Here is a 15,977-nt window from a genome sequence, read left to right on the forward strand (position 1 = left end):
GGGGGCGTCATTGGGACCGGTTCCAGACGGCGAGCAGCAGCGGCATCACCTGGTTGCGGCGCAGGGCGATGATCAGCACCCCGGCGAGCGCCACCGCCGTGCCGATGGCCATGCGCGGGCCGAAGGGATCGCCCAGCAGCGCCACGCCCAGCGCGATGGTGGCCAGAGGGGTCATCAGCGTCAACGGCGAGATCAGGTTGGCCTCGTAGCGCTGGATGAGCGCGTAGTAGAGCGTGTGGGCGCCGACCGAGATCACCACGGCCGAATAGACCACCCCCACCCAGAACGGCCAGCCGGCCCGCAGGCCCGCCTCCACCTGGCCGGGCTCGAGGAGGGCCGACAGCAGGGCCAGCGGCGCGACCGAGGCCAGGCCCACCCAGGCCTGGAACTGCAGCGGCTTCACGCCTTCCATCTGCTTCATCATCACCGCGCCCAGCGAGCCGGCGAAGGCGGAGGCGACGACGAACAGCAGGCCGCCCGAGAGGGCGAAGCCGCCCGGATCCCACATCACCGTCAGGGCGCCGGCCAGGGTCAGCGCGATGCCGATCCCGCGCCGCCAGCGGATGCGCTCGCCCAGCATCAGCACCGAGAGCAGGGTGGTCATCGGCACGCCCACCTGCCCCACCACCGCGGCGGCGGACGGGGTCGCGGTCTGCAGGCCCATGAAGAGCAGGGCGAAGTTGCCGCCGCCCATCAGCAGCGCCACGACGATCAGCCGCCAGGCCGGGCGCGGCATGGGGAACAGCCAGGGGAACACCGCTAGCGCGACCACGCCGAACCGCACGGCGGCGTAGAACAGCGGCGGGACGCCCAGCGTCGCGATCACGTACTTCGAGACGATGTTGTTCGAGGCCCAGAGCAGGCACACGAGGGCCAACAGTCCGAAGTCGCGGAAAGACATGTCCGCTTCCGGTTAGGCCGCCCCGGGGCGGCGGGCAATGGCGGTCAGAGAATCCCGGGCGTCACCGGGACGAACGGGTGGAGGACGGCCCCTCCACCCGTCATCGCCCCTTAGGCCGCCTGGCCGAGGCTCAGGGACTCGTAGCGGGCCAGGTGGTGGTCGACCGAGCCGAACGCGCTCTGGATCATCGTCGCGCGCTTGAAGTAGTGGCCGATGGCCATCTCGTCGGTCATGCCCATGCCGCCGTGCAGCTGGATGGCCTGCTCGCCCACGAACTTGCAGGCCTTGCCGATCTGGACCTTCGCGGCCGAAACCGCCTTGGCCCGCTCGGCGTCGTCAGCCAGCTTGATGTTGGCCATGTAGGTCATCGAGATCGACTGCTCGAGGTTGATGAACATGTCGACCATCCGGTGCTGCAGCACCTGGAACGAGCTGATCGGCACGCCGAACTGCTTGCGCTGCTTGGTGTACTCGACGGTGCCTTCCTGCAGGCGGCGCAGCACGCCGCAGGCCTCGGCGCAGGTGGCGGCGATGGCCTCGTCCACCACCTTCTCGACCAGCGGAAGGCCGTGGTCGGCCGGTCCGATCAGGGCGTCGGCGCCCAGCGAGACGTTCTCGAAGTAGACCTCCGAGGCCATGAAGCCGTCGACGGTCGGGTAGTCGCGGGTCGAGACGCCGGCCGCGCCGCGCTCGACCAGGAACACCGACACGCCCTGCGCGTCGCGCTGGCCGCCCGAGGTGCGCGCCGTGACGATGAAGTGGGTGGCGTACGGGCCGCCGATCACCACCGCCTTGTGGCCGTTCAGCACGTAGCCCGCGCCGTCCTTCTTCGCCGTGGTCGTCAGGTCGGCCATGTTGTAGCGCCCCTGCGGCTCGGCGTAGGCGAAGGCGAAGATGTTCGTGCCGCCGATGATGCCGCCGATCAGGTCGGCCGCGCCGGCGTGGCCCGAGTGCTTCAGGAAGCCGCCGCCGATCACCACCGTGGGCAGGTAGGGCTCGACGACCAGCGCCTTACCCAGCTCTTCCATCACCACCATGTTCTCGATCGGGCCGCCGCCCAGGCCGCCCAGCTCCTCCGAGAACGGCGCCCCCAGGATGCCCAGCTCCTCGGCGAAGGCCTTCCAGACGTCGGGACGCCAGTGCGGCGCCTTGGCGAGCGCCGCCCGGCGCTTGTCGAAGTCGTAGTTGTCGGCCAGGTAGCTCGCGACCGTGTCGCGCAGCATCGACTGTTCTTCGGTGAAGCTGAAATCCACGGCGCTTGCTCCGTCTTAAATCTTCTAATCTGTGAATATCTTAGGCGCTTAGAGGCCCAGCACCATCTTGGCGATGATGTTGCGCTGGATCTCGTTCGAGCCGCCGTAGATCGAGGTCTTGCGGCCGTTGAAGTACTCGCCCGCGAGGCCCTCGGCGTAGTCCGGACCGATGCCCAGGTTGTGCCCGGTCATGTCGCGCAGGAACGGCGCGCCGTAGTGGCCCACCGCCTCCAGCGCCAGCTCCTGCAGGCGCTGCTGGATCTCGGTGCCCTTGATCTTGAGGATCGAGCTTTCCGGACCCGGGCCCTTGCCGCTGGACTCGCCGGCCAGGGTGCGCAGCTCGGTGAACTCCAGGGCCGTCAGGTCGATCTCCAGCTCGGCCACCTTGCGGCGGAAAAAGGCGTCGCCGATCAGCGAGCCCCCGGCGTCGGACCGCTCGGTGCCGGCGATCTTGCGCAGCTTCTCAAGGTTGCGCTTCGAGCGGGCGACCCCCGCGATGCCGGTGCGCTCGTGCGCCAGCAGCGCCTTGGCGCAGGTCCAGCCCTGGTTCTCGTGGAAGATGCGGTTCTCGACCGGCACCTTCACGTTGTCGAGGAAGACGTCGTTGACCTCGTGGCCGCCTTCCAGGGTGATGATCGGGCGCACGGTGATGCCCGGCGTCTTCATGTCGATCAGCAGGAAGGAGATGCCCGACTGCGGCTTGGCGTCGGGATCGGTGCGCACCAGGAAGAAGCCCCAGTCGGCGTACTGGCCGAGCGTGGTCCACGTCTTCTGGCCGTTGACGATGTAGTACTCCTTGCCGTCGTCGGCGGTGATCCGCTCGGCCCGGGTCTTCAGGTTCGCAAGGTCGGAGCCCGCGCCCGGCTCGGAGTAGCCCTGGCACCACCAGACATCGCCGTTGTAGATGCCCGGCAGGAACTTCTTCTTCTGCTCGTCGGTGCCGAACGTATAGAGCACCGGCGCAAGCATCGAGAGGCCGAACGGCAGGGTCGGCAGGCAGTCGGCCTTCGCCGTCTCCTCCGACCAGATGTACTTCTGGGTGGGCGTCCAGCCGGTGCCGCCCAGCTCCTTTGGCCAGCCCGGCGCGACCCAGCCCTTCTTGGCCAGCACCTTGTGCCACAGGAGATACTCTTCCTTGGTCAGGGGCCGCCGCTCGTCCTGCGCCTTGCGCAGTTCGGCCGGGTAGTTCTCCTTGATGAAGGCCCGGACCTCTTCGCGGAAGGCGTTCTCTTCAGGCGTGAAGTCGAGGTTCATGGCCATCTCCCTTGCAGGCGTTCGTCGCCGGTTCGCGCGACCCTATACGCGCGCCTCCGCCGCCTGCAAAGATGACGCTAACGTCAACGTAAACACCGATAACGTAATCGCCGATCACTCAGTCCTTGGGCCGGGGATCGAACCGGACGGTCGTGCGCACGACGCGGCCGGTCGCCTGGGCGCCGCCGGGGGGCGGGCTGAGGCGCAGGGTCTGCTGCACCTTCAGGGCCGCCTTGCCGTAGCCGTAGCCTTCGGGCGTCTCGCGGACCACTTCGCACGTGGCCTTGCCCTTTCGGCCCGGCGCGCACTTCACCTCCACCTCGCCGGCCACGCCCTCCTTGCGGGGGCGGTCGGGGAAGAACTCCTGCCAGACGAAGGGGGTCTGCAGTACAGCCCAGCCGTCGTGGGCGTCCACGCGGACCAACGGCCCCCAGGCCGGCCGGAGCCGGAAGCCGATCGCGAAGGTGGCCTCCGCCGGGAGGGCCGCGCCGGGAGCGGCGGGCTCGGCCCGGTAGCGCTTGGCCACGTTCGCCGCCGCGACGCCGAACCCGAACCCGGCGGGCTCCTCGCCCACGGGCCGGCAAGCCGACAGCGCGCCGTCGGCCGACACGGCGCAGGTCACGGTCCCGCTGCCCTCCACGCCGGCGGCGCGCGCAGTCTGCGGATAGATGTAGAGGAGGTTCAGGTCCGGCGGCCGGACGATGCGGGCTTCGGGCGCAGGCGCGCTCGCGGCGGACTGCAGCAGGGCGGCGGCGAGCAGGGTCACGGGCGGCGCGACGGGCATCGGCGATGCAACTCCAGGTTTCCAAGCGCAACTGAAACCAAGCGCTGCGGGTTGGCAACCTTGCCAATGTCGCATTCAGCGGCCACACCTCCCCCGCCCCATGCCACGTATCGTCACCTACAACGTCCATCGCTGCGTCGGGAACGACCGTCGCCTGGACGTCAGCCGGATCGCCGCGGTGCTGGCGGCGCTGAACCCCGACATCGTGGCCCTGCAGGAGCTGGACGTCGGCCGGCGGCGCACGAACTACGCCGACCAGGCGCACGAGATCGCCGAACAGCTCGAGATGGCCTGCCACTTCCACGCCGCCCTGCAGGTGGAGGAGGAGCGCTACGGCGACGCCATCCTGACCGCCTATCCCGAGCGGCTGGTGAAGGTGGGCCCCCTGCCCGGCTACGACCGGATGCGGGCGCTGGAGCCGCGCGGCGCCCTGTGGGTCGAGGTCGAGATCGGCGGCAAGCCCGTGCAGATCATCAACACCCACCTGGGCCTGATCCCGCGCGAGCAGCAGATCCAGGCCGCGCACCTGGCCGGGACCACGTGGCTCGACCATCCCGACTGCCGCTGGCCGGCGATCCTGCTGGGCGATTTCAACGCCACGGCGACCTCGGTGGTCTATCGCACCCTGACGGCCCGGCTTAAGGCCGCGCGGCGGCTGACGCGACGGCGGACGGCGACCTCCACCTTCCCCTCTCCGCTGCCGGTGCTGCGCATCGACCACGTGTTCGTCAGCCCGGGGATCGAGGTGCACGACGTCTTCGCCCCGTTCGATCCGCTGACCCGGGTGGCGTCGGACCACCTGCCCCTGGTCATGGACTTCGACGTGGCCTAGCGCCGCCGGTCTAGCCCTGGGACTGCCGGTGCGCCTGGTCGGAGAGCTCGCGCGCCTCGGCGAACAGCCGCTCGCGCCGCCGGCCCAGCCGCCACGAGTCGGCCACGCCCGCGGGGTCGCCCACGTGATAGGCGGCGATGAACTCCTCGAAGTGCGAGCGGCGCGAGGGGTCGACCGGCACCAGCCGACCGTCGCGGTTCAGGGCGTCCACCGCCCCCACCAGGCCGCCGTGCTCGGCGCGGGCCTTGGTCACCGAGTCGCCCGTCACGCCCAGGAAGTGGCCCACCAGGCGATCCCGCAGCGCCGAGACGTGCAGGCGGGCCGCCTCCTCCTGCGCCTCCACCCCGAGCTCGATCTCGGTGTCGAAGCCGAAGGAGCGGTTGTTGAGGTTCGCCGAGCCCACCCGGACCACTCGGTCGTCGAAGATGCTGGCCTTGGAGTGGACGATGATGTTCGAGCCGCCCGAGGTCGTCGGGTAGAACGCCCGGAAGCGTCCGAACACGTCGGCGGCGCGCAGCCGCCAGATGATCGCCCCGCGCGCCCGGTCCATGGTCAGCTGGTCGAACCAGCTCGGCGACTTGCCCGTGGTGATCAGCAGCACCTCGGGCCCGTCCGGTTCGGCCAGGCGGGCGGCCAGGGCCTCGGCCACCAGCGGCGAGGTGAAATACTGGTTCTCCAGGTAGATCACGTCCCGCGCCTTGCCGATGCACTCCAGCGTCAGGGCCTTGATCTCCTCGACCAGCGGCGCGCCGCGCCAGGCCGGACTGGTGCGGGCGATGGCCACCTCGGCGCCGAAGATGTGCGGCGGCACGTGATCGGGCCAGGGATCGCCCCCGGCGTCCGGGGGCGGCTCGATCGGTTCGGGCTCGGCGGCGCGCCAGCGCTCGCGGAAATGGTCGCCCAGCGCCCTGGCCGCGGCGCCGTCGACCATCATCATCACCTCGTGGCGCGGGGGGTGGTAGCTCTGGCTGGGCATGATCCGCCGCGGATCCACCTCCAGGTGGCCGGGGGTGTCCCAGCGGTCCACAGAGATGTCGCCGCCGCCGCAGAACGCCAGGCGGTCGTCGATCACCAGAACCTTCTGGTGGTGGCAGGCGCCGAACGGGACCTGGTCGTCCAGCCGGAACTTGATGTTGGTGCCCTTGAACCAGCTGCGGGCCTTGTGCGGGAAGAACTGCTGGCTGGCGCTCACCGGCAGGGCCGACTTCCAGATCAGCAGGCGGATGTCGAGGTCCGGCCGGGCCTCGGAAAGCCGGAGCAGGATGCGCCCCACCTCGTCCGGGTCGGCGGGGCCGTCGTAGCCGTCGGGGAACAGCCGCGTACGCGGATCGAAGCCCCAGCCCAGCAGCAGGATCGAGCGCCGGGCCTTCTGGATCGCCTCGAAGGCGGCGGTGAAGTAGGCCTCGTTGTCGATCAGGAACGCCACACGGTCGGCCGGGGCCGTACGCCAGCACGTCTCGCCCGGAGTGAAGACCGTCATCCGCATCCTTGCCATGAGCCCGCGGCCGTCATGGCCACGCTCCAGAAAGCCCATGGCTCAGGTGGGGTTCCGCAGACCTTCCGCGCAAGAGAAAAGCGCGCCGCCCGGGCGGGCGGCGCGCCAAGTCGGCGGCTAGAAGATCGTGAGGGCGGAGAGGTCAGCGCTTGGCGGTGACCGCGGGGCCGCCGAGATAGGCCGAGCAGGGGCCGGTGAGCTCGGCCGTCAGGCGGGCCTTGCGGTCCTCGCTGCGCGCCTCGCGCTTGGCCCGGTCGAACTCGGCGTCGGCGCGGTCGTACACCACCGGCGATCGGGCGCCCTTGGCGGACTTCAGGTAGGCGTCGATCGAGCCGGCGTCGACCACGCCCGTCAGGGTGGTTGCCAGGCCCTTGCAGCGGCTGGCGCGCATGTAGTCCATGTCCGAGACGCGTTCAGCGGCGACGGCGGTCGAACCGGTGGCGGCGGCGAGGGTGGCGGCGGCGATGGCGATGGCGGCGAACTTCATTGGACTTCTCCCTAGAAACCTGAGCGCAAACTGATCCCCGCCACCGCTTCTTTCAAATGAACTTGCCGCAACAATCAGTATTCGCACATGAACCTTTAGTAATGATACGTCCATGTTACGCGTTTCGATAAAATACTTGTAATGATCCGGTCACCCGCGCCAGAAGGGGCCATGGCCGCTCCCCCGCCCAAGCTGGACGCCGCCGGCGTCAACGCGCTGCTCGAGACCGCCTTCCCCGGCATCGCCGCGGGGGGACCGCAGGTCACGGAGGTGACGCCCGGACGGGTGCGCGTGGTCCGCCCGTACGGCGAAGGCCTGCTCCGGCCGGGCGGGGTGATCTCGGGCCCGACCCTGATGTCCCTGGCCGACACGGCGGCCTACGCCCTGGTCCTGGCGCACGCGGGCGACCAGCTCATGGCCGTCACCTCGCAGCTCAACATCAGCTTCCTGCGGGGCGCCGCGCCGGGCGACCTGACGGCCGAGGCCGAGATGCTTCGGCTCGGCCGGCGGCTGGCGGTCTGCGACGTGCGGATCTGGACCGAGGGACCCGACCGGCTGGCGGCCCAGGCGAACGTCACCTACGCTCTGCCCGGATGAGCCAGCCCCCCGCCCCGATCAGGACCCCGTGCATCAAGGTGTGCGTGGTGGACGGCGAGAGCGGCCTGTGCCTCGGCTGCTACCGGCGGCTGAACGAGGTGGCCGGCTGGGCCCGCCTGTCCGAGACCGAGCGCGAGCGGATCATGGCCGAGCTGCCCACGCGCCGCAGTCTCATCCGGCCCGAGAAGCTGGGCCTCCTCTGACGTTCACCGGTTGAAAACGCTGGTCCGCTAGCCTCCCCCCTTCGGTCGGCCGGAAGGCCGCTTGCGGATGGCTCCGGGTGTCTAGCCTCACGAGATATGCGCTGGTCGCGGCGGTCGCCGGGGTGTCCGCCGTGCTGAGCGCCGGCGCCATGCTGGCCTTCGCTCCCGCCCCCCTGCGGCTGGCCAGGCTGGACGCGCCGGGCTTCGGGCCGCCGCCGCAGGGCCCCACCCCCGCCGCCGCGGTGCTGAAGGGCGCGGACGGCCACTTCTGGGCCGACGGCCAGGTGAACGGCGAGCCTGTCCGCTTCCTGGTGGACACCGGCGCCACGGCGGTCGCGCTCACGCCCCAGGACGCCGAGCGGCTCGGCTTCCGCACCCAGGACCTGGACTACTCCTATCGCGTGACCACGGCCGGCGGCCGCTCGCGGGCGGCGGCGGTGACGCTAGCCTCCGTGTCGGTCGGCGGGGCGCGTCTGGACGACGTCGGCGCCCTCGTCATCGAGCGGGGTCTCGACACCTCGCTGCTCGGGATGAGCTACCTAGGCCGCCTCGCCCGTTTCGAGGCCACCCGCGAGGCGCTGTTCCTGCAGCCCTGAGGCCCGCTCCGAGACCGCCGCCAGAGCTCGGTCGATCACCTCCAGACCCGCCCCCGCCTTCACGCCGTCCACCGTCAGGATCCGGCGCCAGGCGCGCGCGCCCGGCACGCCGTGGAACAGGCCCAGCATGTGCCGGGTCATGGCGGCCAGATGCGTCCCCCTCGCGAGCTGGCCCGCGACATAGGGCCGGAACGCCTCCACCGCCTCGAACGGGCTCACCCGCCGGTCCTCGCCGAAGATCCGTGCGTCGGCCTGCCCCAGGAGATCGGGCGTGTGGTAGGCGGCGCGGCCCAGCATGACGCCGTCCACGTGGCGCAGGTGGTCCTCAGCCTCATCCAGCGAGCCGATCCCGCCGTTGATGACGATGGTCAGGTCCGGGCGCTCGGCCTTCAGGCGCCACACCAGCGGATAGTCCAGCGGCGGGACGTCCCGGTTCTCCTTCGGCGAGAGCCCCTTCAGCCAGGCCTTGCGCGCATGGACGACGAAGCTCGTGACCCCCGCCTCCGCGCAGAGGTCCACCAGGGTGAACAGGCTCTCCTCGGGGTCCTGGTCGTCCACGCCGATCCGGCACTTCACGGTGACGGGGACCTTCACCGCGGCGCCCATGGCCGCCATGCACTCGGCCACCAGCTCGGGCTCGCGCATCAGGCAGGCGCCGAACCGGCCCGACTGCACCCGGTCGGACGGGCAGCCCACGTTGAGGTTGATCTCGTCGTAGCCCTCGGCCTCGCCGATCCGGGCGGCGGCCGCCAGCTCGGCCGGCTCGGAGCCGCCCAGCTGCAGCGCCACCGGATGTTCCACGGGATCGTAGGCGAGCAGCCGCTCGCGGTCGCCGTGCAGCACGGCCCCGGTGGTCAGCATCTCGGTATAGAGCAGCGCCCGGGACGACAGCGTCCGGTGCAGGACCCGGCAGTGCCGGTCGGTCCAGTCCATCATAGGTGCAATGGCGAACCTATGAGCTTGATATTTCTGCACTTTTCTCGTAAACTCAATTAGTTGGATCGGTATGCATTTGCGCCATTTTACGCTCCTGCACGCCGGTTTTCGCGGACTTTCGCGATCTCGCTGCACAGGGAGCGCACACGCAAAATGGCCACGTTCACCAAGCTCGACTCTGGATCGTGGCGCGCCCAGGTGCGCCGCAAGGGCCGCTATGTAAGCGAGACTTTCCTCCGGCGCGAGGATGCGCGGCGCTGGGCGTTCGAGGCCGAGTGCGCCATCGATCGGGGTGATACGCCGCGCTCTTCTCGCGTACAGCGCGTTTCGAGCTTCGCCGACCTGATCGACCTGCACGTCGCCGACATGAAAGCTGTCGGCCGAGCTCCGGGCCGATCCAAGGACGCCACGCTCGCAATGCTCAAGCGCGAACTCGGCAGCCTGGACGCTGTCGAACTAGGCCGTGAGCGGCTCATCGCTTTCGGGCGAGCTCGCGCGGCCCAGGGCGCGGGACCCGTCACGGTCAGCATGGACCTCGGCATGATCCGGCTGGTGATTTCTCACGCGGCCGCAGTTCACGGCCTGCCGCTGTCGCTGGAGGCCGTTGACCTCGCACGCATCGCGCTCAAGCGGCTAGGTCTTATCGGCAAGAGCAACGAACGAGACAGGCGCCCGACCGAGGAGGAGATCGAACGGCTCGTCGCCCACTTCAATGACAACCCCCGCCAGGTCATTCCCATGGCGCGGATCATCAGGTTCGCGATCGCGACGGCCCTGCGGCAGGAAGAGATCTGCCGGGTCACCTGGGCGGACCTGAACCCGCGCACCAAGATGCTGACAGTGCGCGATCGAAAAGATCCGCGCGCTAAGAAGGGGAACGATCAGCGAATCCCGCTGCTGGCGGTGTCAGGATACGACGCCCTGGCGCTCATCGAAGAGCAGCGCGGATGTCGAGGCAACGAAGACGATCGCATTTTCCCCTACTGCCACCGGTCCGCCGGCACCGCGTTCACGCGCGCCTGCAAGGAGCTGCAGATCGAGGATCTTCACTTCCACGATTTACGGCATGAGGCGACAAGCCGGCTATTCGAAGCCGGCTTCACGATCGAGCAGGTGGCGCTCGTCTCGGGGCATAAGGACTGGAAGATGCTGCGCCGATACACGCATCTCCGGCCAGAAGCGCTGCATGCCGTGGCCGCGTCAAAGGTGGCTTAGCGCGCGGCTGGCCGCGGCAGCTCGCGCATAAACTGAAACGTCCGCTGCTCGGGCGTGGGCCTGGCAGGCTGTGTCCGACGGACATCGGACGTGGAGAGCTGGCGACCCTGCTCCGCCCACGCCTGCAGGTCCTCAACGGCATAGATCACCCGTCCGCCGACCTTCCGATAAGCCGGTCCAGTCCCGTAGACCCGATGCTTCTCCAAGGTTCGGCCCGAGAGACCCAGGAACCTTCCGGCCTCATGAGTTCGAAGGAAGCGGGTGGGAAGCGGTTGCTCTTCGTGCATGTCTGGTTTCCCGTTGGCGCATCAGCCCAGAGTAAGGGGGCGGCGCTATCCGCCACATGCGCAAGCGTACGGGCTCTCTGCTCGCCCCCGCCTGCCGCCCCGAGCTGTCGGTCGTAACGCCGGCCTCCCTCGGGCTCTTCACGCGCTGGCCGAGACGCTCGTAGATGCACAACGGGCGGACATAAGCCAACTCGCCTGTGTCAGCTCGATCGCCATCCCCGAGGACCTGATTGAGCGAGTCTGCCCCAAGCCGGGAGAGCGCGCCTGGTGGTCTCGAATACCTCCGGCGCCCGACCGCGCGAGGAGCTCGCTGGATCGCTGATCTGGCGGAAAAGCTCCGCACGTCCGCTTCCGATCTGACGCCCGAGAGATCAGCGCCAACTCGCGACGTTCCCGCGGGCGGCTCAACAATAAGCGACGCGCAGATGCCCGAGCTTCTGCCGCCAGATCGCGTCTTTACCTGCGCCGTAAGATGGTATGACAAGGAATCACAAACGTGAGTTGTCTGTAGGCTTATGAGGACGGCGATCCCCAAATCCTCCGCAGATCGCCGCGCGATGCTCTCGACCATGCTGAAGGCGCTGAGACGGCAGCGGGGCTTGAAGGCCGCAGATGTCGCCGGGCGCATGGGAATGCCGCTTCGATCCTACGAGCACTTCGAATCTGGAAAGGGCCGCATCGACGTTGAACGAATTCATCAGTTCGCCGAGGTGCTAGACGTCGACCCTTACGGCATTGTCCTCGGCCTGGAGCTGGCCTCTCCGAGCTTCGCGCTGCGGTGCGCGGACAATAAGGCCGGCACCATCCTGTTGCTGGCGCTTCAGGACTTCGACGCCGGCATCGGCGATGAGCTGCGGGCCCTCGACCCCCACACGCTGATGCGCCACCTCACCGAAGCATTCGACCTGCTCGGCCAGCGCGCCCGGGTTCGGCGCGTCGAGGTGGAGGCGTGGATGCACGATCCGGCGATCGTCGGCCCGCCGCGCAGGGACGAGAGTTCATGACAGCCTCTCGCTGAGGCTTTCGGGAAGGAGACCAAGTCGCCGCGCCCGCACCACGGCCTGTACGCGCGTCCGCACGCCCAGAACTGAACAGGCCTTCGCCAGATGCCCCTCAACGGTGCGCCCGGAGATCCCGAGGATCTGGCCGATGTCGGTTGCGCTCTTTCCCTCCTGAGCCCAGGTGAGACATTCCAGCTGACGCGCCGAAAGCGCGGCGGCGATGCGGTCCCGCTCGGGATGCGCGGGGCGCTCTGCACGGTCGCCGATGGCCGAAGTCATAAGCGTTCTCCTAAACGAGCACAGGTCGTGCACGGCGCTTTGAATATTCAAAAATGCAGACTCGTTCCGGAGAACTAAGCCGCGAACAAATACCCGCAACTCGGCTCCCTAACGCCCGCAAGTTTCTTGCGACTCAGCCACGCAAACTCTGCGTGAACGCAGCTTCGCACGAAGATCTACCTGCTCGCGCAAGTAGGCGTACGCATCGTCCGAGCGATGGCGCTCCGGCATCAAGGGGACCTGAAGACAGGGACCGCCATGCCGCTCGATCTCGCCACCCTTCTGCCGCTCGCAAGCCAGTGCGCGCCCGCCGTCGCGCCATCGACGCTGCTGGCGATCGCAAAGGCCGAAAGCGCCTTCGATCCGCTGGCGATCGGCGTCAATGGAGCTGGCGGCGGCGCCCTTCGGCCGCGCTCGGCGGAAGAGGCGGCTGCAGTCGCCCGGCGCCTGATTGCGAACGGCCGCAGCATCGATCTCGGCCTGGGGCAGATCAATTCCCGAAACCTCAGCCGACTTGGCCTGACCGTCGAAGCCGCCTTCGATCCCTGCCGTAACCTGGCCGCGTCGGCGACGGTGCTCTCCGAAGGGTTCGACCGCGCCACGAAAGTCGCGCCCGGCGAACAGGCGGCGCTGCGCATGGCGCTGTCGATCTACAACACCGGCCACCCAGAGCGCGGCCTGCGAAACGGCTATGTGACCCGCGTCACCCGCGCCGCCGCCAGCCTCGTCCCAGCGCTGCGGACACATGCGGCCGCGAATGTCTCGCCGCCTTCTGCATCTCCCCCCGCGGCGGCCCCGACGTGGGACGTGTTCGCACGCGCCCGGATCAGGTCCGGCGGCTTTGTGCTCACCCCCTCTTCTGGAGATCTCAGATGACTTTCGCCCGCCGGCGCCTGGCGCTCGCCGCCCTGCTTGCGCTCAGCGCCTCCCCCGCCTTCGCTCAATCCACCAGCGTCGGGGGCGATCTCGGCGGCTTCATCCAGAACATCATCGATCTCCTGAACAGCGGCGTCATCCGCGGTCTCGCCGTCCTGGCCGTGATCATCACCGGCATCGCGTGGATGTTCGGCCATCTCGATCTGCGCCGCGCGGGGACCGTCGTGGTCGGGATCATCGTGATCTTCGGAGCCACAACCATCGTCGATCTGATCACGGGAGGGGCCGGTGCGTAACGCCGAGCGCCTGACCGAAGACCCCCTGTTCCTGGCCTGCACCCGGCCTGCCCTGTTCCTCGGGGTTCCGATGGAAGCGGTCGGCGCCAATCTGATCGTCTCGGCGACCGCCTTCCTCGCGGGGGGCTCCCTCGCCTGGCTTCTGGTCGCGCCCGCGCTGCATCTGGTGTTCCAGGCCATCTGCAAGTCCGACCCCAACGCGTTCCGGGTCCTCTACCTGTTCATTGAAACCAAGGGCCGGGCGCGCAATGGCCGGCTCTGGGGCGGCAGCTCGCCGACTCCTCTGCCGCTGCGCCGCCGCTTTGCGACCGCGGAGGTTACCCGTGGCTAGCCTCTCCGCCCGCCGGCGCGAACCAGAACCGGCTCGCTTCCTGCCCTATGCCCTCCATGTCTCCGACAGCGTGCTGGCGCTGGATAGCGGGGCCTTGATGACCTGCTTCCGCCTCACTGGGGCGAGTTTCGAAACGGCCGACATTCGGGACCTCAACGACCGACACGTCAGGCTCAACGCCAGCTGGCGAAATCTCGCCAGCGACCGGCTCGCCGTCTGGCATCATCTCGTGCGGCGTCAGCAGACCGCGTGGCCGGACGGCGATTTCCAGTCGGCCTTCGCGCAAGAACTGGACGCGGCTTATCGCGGCCGCATGGCCGCAGGGCGGCTCTACGCGAATGACCTCTTCGTCACCCTCGTTCTGCACCCCGGTGTTGACCCTGCGGAGCGCACCCAGGCGTGGGTGCAGCGTCTGATCGGCCGCGGCGTCCCCGCCGTCGATGACGCCGATGTCTCGCGGCTCGAGGAGATCGCCGAGGACCTGGCGCAACACCTCAGGCGCTATGAACCGACCCGGCTTGGTCTGCGTCACCTCGACGGTCTCGTCTTTTCCGAGCCGCTCGAGATGCTGCGCCTGATCCTCACCGGTCGTCCTGAGGCCGTCCCCCTCACGCGAGGTCACCTGGGAGCTGCGCTCTACGCCTCACGACTGATCTTTGGCCGTGAGGCGATCGAGATCCGCGACGCCGCCGAGACGCGCTATGCCGGCATGCTGGGGTTGAAGGAGTATCCGGCCGCAACGCGGCCCGGGCACTGGGACACCCTGCTCTCCGCCCCCTTTCCCTTTGTGCTCTCCCAGTCTTTCGCCTTCCTCTCGAAGCCGGCCGCCCAGGCGGTGATGAGCCGCAAGCAGAACCAGATGGTCTCGACGCGGGACCGGGCGGCCTCTCAGATCGCGGGACTCGACGAGGCCCTGGACGACCTGACCTCGAACCGCTTCGCGCTTGGAGAACACCAGGCCTCACTTCTGGTCCTGGGCGACACCGCTCGCGCTTTGGCTGACCACATGTCGCGCGCCAGCGCGCTCCTGGCCGAAAGCGGCCTTGTCGTCGTGCGCGAGGATCTCGGGCTGGAGGCCGGCTTCTGGGCGCAGTTCCCGGGCAACTTCCGCTATCGGCTGCGGCCCGCGGCGATCACCAGCCGCAATTTCGCAGGCCTGGCGCCCTTCCACACCCATCCCGCGGGACGCGGTCATGGCAATCACTGGGGCGAGGCCGTCGCCCTGCTGCGCACCACGGCTGGGTCGCCCTACCACTTCAATTTCCACGCCGGCGACCTCGGCCACACCTTCATCTGCGGCCCCTCAGGCTCGGGGAAGACGGTCGTCCAGAACTTCATGCTCGGCCAGCTGGAGAAGCTCGGCTGCCAGCAGGTGTTCATCGACAAGGATCGGGGGGCGGAAATCTTCATCCGCGCCTGCGGTGGGACGTACCTCACACTGCGCCCCGGCGAGCCCACCGGCTTTGCGCCGCTGAAGGCGGCCGCGGATACGCCGCCAGACCGGGCGTTTCTCCGCGCATTGATCCGCAGCCTCGTCGCGGGCGCGGATGGCGCATTGGGCGTCGAGGACGAGAACGCCATCGAGCGGGCGGTCGCCGCCGTCCTGAAGCTGCCCGCCGACGAGCGCTCGTTCGCGGCGCTCCGCAGTCTCCTCGGTCAGCGGGAAGCCGGCGGGATTGGCGCGCGCCTGGATCGGTGGCGGCAGGGACGGGCGCTGGGTTGGGCGCTCGACGGCGAAACCGATGCGCTGGATCTGTCTCCACGTCTCGCCGGCTTCGACATGACCCATCTCCTCGACTCCGCGGAGGTGCGAACTCCGTTGATGCTCTACCTCTTCCACCGGCTGCAGAAGCTGGTCGACGGCCGACGCCTCGTCATCGACATCGACGAGTTCTGGAAGGCGCTCGGCGACGAGGCCTTCCGGGGGCTGGCTGAGGACGGCCTGAAGACCTTCCGCAAGCAGAACGCCTTCATGGTGTTCGGCACCCAGTCCCCCGCTGACGTCCTGCGCTCGCCGATCGCCCACACGATCGTTGAGCAGTGCGCCACCAAAATCTTCCTGCCCAATCCCCACGCCAGCGAGCGGGATTACGTCGACGGCTTCGGTCTCACATGCCGCGAGTTCCAGCTCATCCGCGACGAGCTCAGCGCCGAACAGCGCCGCTTCCTGGTGAAGCAGGGGCTCGACTCCGTCGTCGTCGAGCTCGACCTGGGCGGCCTCGAGGACGCCCTGGCGGTGCTGTCAGGCCGCGCAGAGACGGTCGACCTGCTCGATCGCATTCGCGGGATCCACGGCGACGATCCCACTGCCTGGCTCGCCCCCTTCCAGCAAGCCCGACGCGAGGCGCGATGAA

Annotated in this window: 19 protein-coding genes; 10 read left to right on the plus strand and 9 right to left on the minus strand. The window is 68.8% G+C overall.

Annotated features, from left to right (window positions below):
• Positions 1 to 7 precede the first annotated feature (7 nt).
• The 4 genes from PHZ_RS12910 to PHZ_RS21745 form a co-directional block, all read right to left on the minus strand.
• Positions 8 to 901, minus strand: coding sequence for a DMT family transporter (locus PHZ_RS12910; protein ID WP_012522885.1), 894 nt, complete (start codon positions 899 to 901; stop codon positions 8 to 10).
• 110 nt (positions 902 to 1,011) lie between these two features.
• On the minus strand, positions 1,012 to 2,154 hold the full coding sequence (locus PHZ_RS12915) for an acyl-CoA dehydrogenase family protein (protein WP_012522886.1): 1,143 nt from the start codon (positions 2,152 to 2,154) through the stop codon (positions 1,012 to 1,014).
• Between the two features lie 48 nt (positions 2,155 to 2,202).
• Complete coding sequence (locus tag PHZ_RS12920; protein WP_012522887.1) at positions 2,203 to 3,408, minus strand: acyl-CoA dehydrogenase family protein; 1,206 nt, start codon at positions 3,406 to 3,408, stop codon at positions 2,203 to 2,205.
• A 118-nt stretch (positions 3,409 to 3,526) separates the two neighbouring features.
• Positions 3,527 to 4,192: an energy transducer TonB gene (locus PHZ_RS21745; RefSeq protein ID WP_049758234.1), complete on the minus strand. Its 666-nt coding sequence runs from the start codon at positions 4,190 to 4,192 to the stop codon at positions 3,527 to 3,529.
• Between the two features lie 100 nt (positions 4,193 to 4,292).
• On the opposite strand from PHZ_RS21745, the gene PHZ_RS12930 reads away from it, so the two are divergent.
• Entirely contained in the window at positions 4,293 to 5,024 is a 732-nt protein-coding gene (locus PHZ_RS12930) for an endonuclease/exonuclease/phosphatase family protein (RefSeq protein ID WP_012522889.1), read from the plus strand.
• 10 nt (positions 5,025 to 5,034) lie between these two features.
• Here PHZ_RS12930 and PHZ_RS12935 read toward each other — a convergent pair whose 3' ends face one another.
• Together PHZ_RS12935 and PHZ_RS12940 are read right to left on the minus strand one after the other, a co-directional pair.
• Positions 5,035 to 6,504: a phospholipase D-like domain-containing protein gene (locus PHZ_RS12935; RefSeq protein WP_236611826.1), complete on the minus strand. Its 1,470-nt coding sequence runs from the start codon at positions 6,502 to 6,504 to the stop codon at positions 5,035 to 5,037.
• Positions 6,505 to 6,661: 157 nt separating this feature from the next.
• Complete coding sequence (locus tag PHZ_RS12940; protein WP_049758235.1) at positions 6,662 to 7,006, minus strand: type 1 periplasmic-binding domain-containing protein; 345 nt, start codon at positions 7,004 to 7,006, stop codon at positions 6,662 to 6,664.
• Between the two features lie 171 nt (positions 7,007 to 7,177).
• Here PHZ_RS12940 and PHZ_RS12945 point away from each other — a divergent pair, with 171 nt between their 5' ends.
• The 3 genes from PHZ_RS12945 (at position 7,178) to PHZ_RS12955 (ending at position 8,402) form a co-directional block, all read left to right on the plus strand.
• On the plus strand, positions 7,178 to 7,603 hold the full coding sequence (locus PHZ_RS12945) for a PaaI family thioesterase (protein ID WP_012522891.1): 426 nt from the start codon (positions 7,178 to 7,180) through the stop codon (positions 7,601 to 7,603).
• Positions 7,600 to 7,806, plus strand: coding sequence for a DUF1289 domain-containing protein (locus PHZ_RS12950; protein WP_012522892.1), 207 nt, complete (start codon positions 7,600 to 7,602; stop codon positions 7,804 to 7,806). The genes PHZ_RS12945 and PHZ_RS12950 overlap by 4 nt, the downstream gene beginning before the upstream one ends.
• Before the next feature lie 77 nt (positions 7,807 to 7,883).
• Positions 7,884 to 8,402 carry a TIGR02281 family clan AA aspartic protease gene (locus PHZ_RS12955; protein WP_012522893.1) on the plus strand — a complete coding sequence of 173 codons (519 nt, stop codon included), beginning with the start codon at positions 7,884 to 7,886 and terminating at the stop codon, positions 8,400 to 8,402.
• On the opposite strand, the gene dusA is transcribed toward PHZ_RS12955, so the two are convergent.
• Positions 8,346 to 9,395 (minus strand): tRNA dihydrouridine(20/20a) synthase DusA, encoded by a 1,050-nt coding sequence (gene dusA / locus PHZ_RS12960; RefSeq protein WP_041374184.1) that lies wholly within the window; start codon positions 9,393 to 9,395, stop codon positions 8,346 to 8,348. The two genes, PHZ_RS12955 and dusA, sit on opposite strands and share 57 nt — an antisense overlap.
• Positions 9,396 to 9,491: 96 nt before the next feature.
• Between dusA and PHZ_RS12965 the strand changes: the two genes are divergently transcribed.
• Entirely contained in the window at positions 9,492 to 10,553 is a 1,062-nt protein-coding gene (locus tag PHZ_RS12965; protein WP_041373516.1) for a site-specific integrase, read from the plus strand.
• Here PHZ_RS12965 and PHZ_RS23615 read toward each other — a convergent pair.
• Positions 10,550 to 10,840: a helix-turn-helix transcriptional regulator gene (locus tag PHZ_RS23615; RefSeq protein WP_012522896.1), complete on the minus strand. Its 291-nt coding sequence runs from the start codon at positions 10,838 to 10,840 to the stop codon at positions 10,550 to 10,552. The genes PHZ_RS12965 and PHZ_RS23615 overlap by 4 nt on opposite strands.
• A gap of 569 nt (positions 10,841 to 11,409) precedes the next feature.
• Here PHZ_RS23615 and PHZ_RS12975 point away from each other — a divergent pair.
• Positions 11,410 to 11,844 carry a helix-turn-helix domain-containing protein gene (locus PHZ_RS12975; RefSeq protein WP_187149077.1) on the plus strand — a complete coding sequence of 145 codons (435 nt, stop codon included), beginning with the start codon at positions 11,410 to 11,412 and terminating at the stop codon, positions 11,842 to 11,844.
• Here PHZ_RS12975 and PHZ_RS23780 read toward each other — a convergent pair.
• Positions 11,839 to 12,120 carry a response regulator transcription factor gene (locus PHZ_RS23780; protein WP_083770938.1) on the minus strand — a complete coding sequence of 94 codons (282 nt, stop codon included), beginning with the start codon at positions 12,118 to 12,120 and terminating at the stop codon, positions 11,839 to 11,841. The genes PHZ_RS12975 and PHZ_RS23780 overlap by 6 nt on opposite strands.
• A gap of 258 nt (positions 12,121 to 12,378) precedes the next feature.
• Here PHZ_RS23780 and PHZ_RS12985 point away from each other — a divergent pair, with 258 nt between their 5' ends.
• The 4 genes from PHZ_RS12985 to PHZ_RS13000 are packed head-to-tail and all read left to right on the plus strand — an operon-like array spanning position 12,379 to position 15,976.
• Entirely contained in the window at positions 12,379 to 12,996 is a 618-nt protein-coding gene (locus PHZ_RS12985) for a lytic transglycosylase domain-containing protein (protein ID WP_012522898.1), read from the plus strand.
• Positions 12,993 to 13,292, plus strand: coding sequence for a TrbC/VirB2 family protein (locus tag PHZ_RS12990; RefSeq protein ID WP_012522899.1), 300 nt, complete (start codon positions 12,993 to 12,995; stop codon positions 13,290 to 13,292). Before PHZ_RS12985 ends, PHZ_RS12990 begins: the two co-directional genes overlap by 4 nt.
• Positions 13,285 to 13,623: a type IV secretion system protein VirB3 gene (locus tag PHZ_RS12995; RefSeq protein ID WP_012522900.1), complete on the plus strand. Its 339-nt coding sequence runs from the start codon at positions 13,285 to 13,287 to the stop codon at positions 13,621 to 13,623. The genes PHZ_RS12990 and PHZ_RS12995 overlap by 8 nt, the downstream gene beginning before the upstream one ends.
• Positions 13,616 to 15,976 carry a VirB4 family type IV secretion/conjugal transfer ATPase gene (locus tag PHZ_RS13000; RefSeq protein ID WP_236611827.1) on the plus strand — a complete coding sequence of 787 codons (2,361 nt, stop codon included), beginning with the start codon at positions 13,616 to 13,618 and terminating at the stop codon, positions 15,974 to 15,976. The genes PHZ_RS12995 and PHZ_RS13000 overlap by 8 nt, the downstream gene beginning before the upstream one ends.
• Position 15,977: the final 1 nt, after the last annotated feature.

The organism is Phenylobacterium zucineum HLK1 (genome assembly GCF_000017265.1).
GTDB lineage: Bacteria > Pseudomonadota > Alphaproteobacteria > Caulobacterales > Caulobacteraceae > Phenylobacterium > Phenylobacterium zucineum.

Bases quoted from the DNA above. Each gene is read 5' to 3' on its own strand.
- PHZ_RS12990 (WP_012522899.1), top strand. From the start codon at position 12,993: ATGACTTTCGCCCGCCGGCGCCTGGCGCTCGCCGCCCTGCTTGCGCTC.
- PHZ_RS12975 (WP_187149077.1), top strand. From the start codon at position 11,410: ATGCTGAAGGCGCTGAGACGGCAGCGGGGCTTGAAGGCCGCAGATGTC.
- PHZ_RS23780 (WP_083770938.1), bottom strand. From the start codon at position 12,120: ATGACTTCGGCCATCGGCGACCGTGCAGAGCGCCCCGCGCATCCCGAG.
- PHZ_RS12940 (WP_049758235.1), bottom strand. From the start codon at position 7,006: ATGAAGTTCGCCGCCATCGCCATCGCCGCCGCCACCCTCGCCGCCGCC.
- PHZ_RS23615 (WP_012522896.1), bottom strand. From the start codon at position 10,840: ATGCACGAAGAGCAACCGCTTCCCACCCGCTTCCTTCGAACTCATGAG.
- PHZ_RS12910 (WP_012522885.1), bottom strand. From the start codon at position 901: ATGTCTTTCCGCGACTTCGGACTGTTGGCCCTCGTGTGCCTGCTCTGG.
- PHZ_RS21745 (WP_049758234.1), bottom strand. From the start codon at position 4,192: ATGCCCGTCGCGCCGCCCGTGACCCTGCTCGCCGCCGCCCTGCTGCAG.
- PHZ_RS12945 (WP_012522891.1), top strand. From the start codon at position 7,178: ATGGCCGCTCCCCCGCCCAAGCTGGACGCCGCCGGCGTCAACGCGCTG.
- PHZ_RS12935 (WP_236611826.1), bottom strand. From the start codon at position 6,504: ATGACGGTCTTCACTCCGGGCGAGACGTGCTGGCGTACGGCCCCGGCC.
- PHZ_RS12920 (WP_012522887.1), bottom strand. From the start codon at position 3,408: ATGAACCTCGACTTCACGCCTGAAGAGAACGCCTTCCGCGAAGAGGTC.
- PHZ_RS12930 (WP_012522889.1), top strand. From the start codon at position 4,293: ATGCCACGTATCGTCACCTACAACGTCCATCGCTGCGTCGGGAACGAC.
- PHZ_RS12965 (WP_041373516.1), top strand. From the start codon at position 9,492: ATGGCCACGTTCACCAAGCTCGACTCTGGATCGTGGCGCGCCCAGGTG.
- PHZ_RS12950 (WP_012522892.1), top strand. From the start codon at position 7,600: ATGAGCCAGCCCCCCGCCCCGATCAGGACCCCGTGCATCAAGGTGTGC.
- PHZ_RS12985 (WP_012522898.1), top strand. From the start codon at position 12,379: ATGCCGCTCGATCTCGCCACCCTTCTGCCGCTCGCAAGCCAGTGCGCG.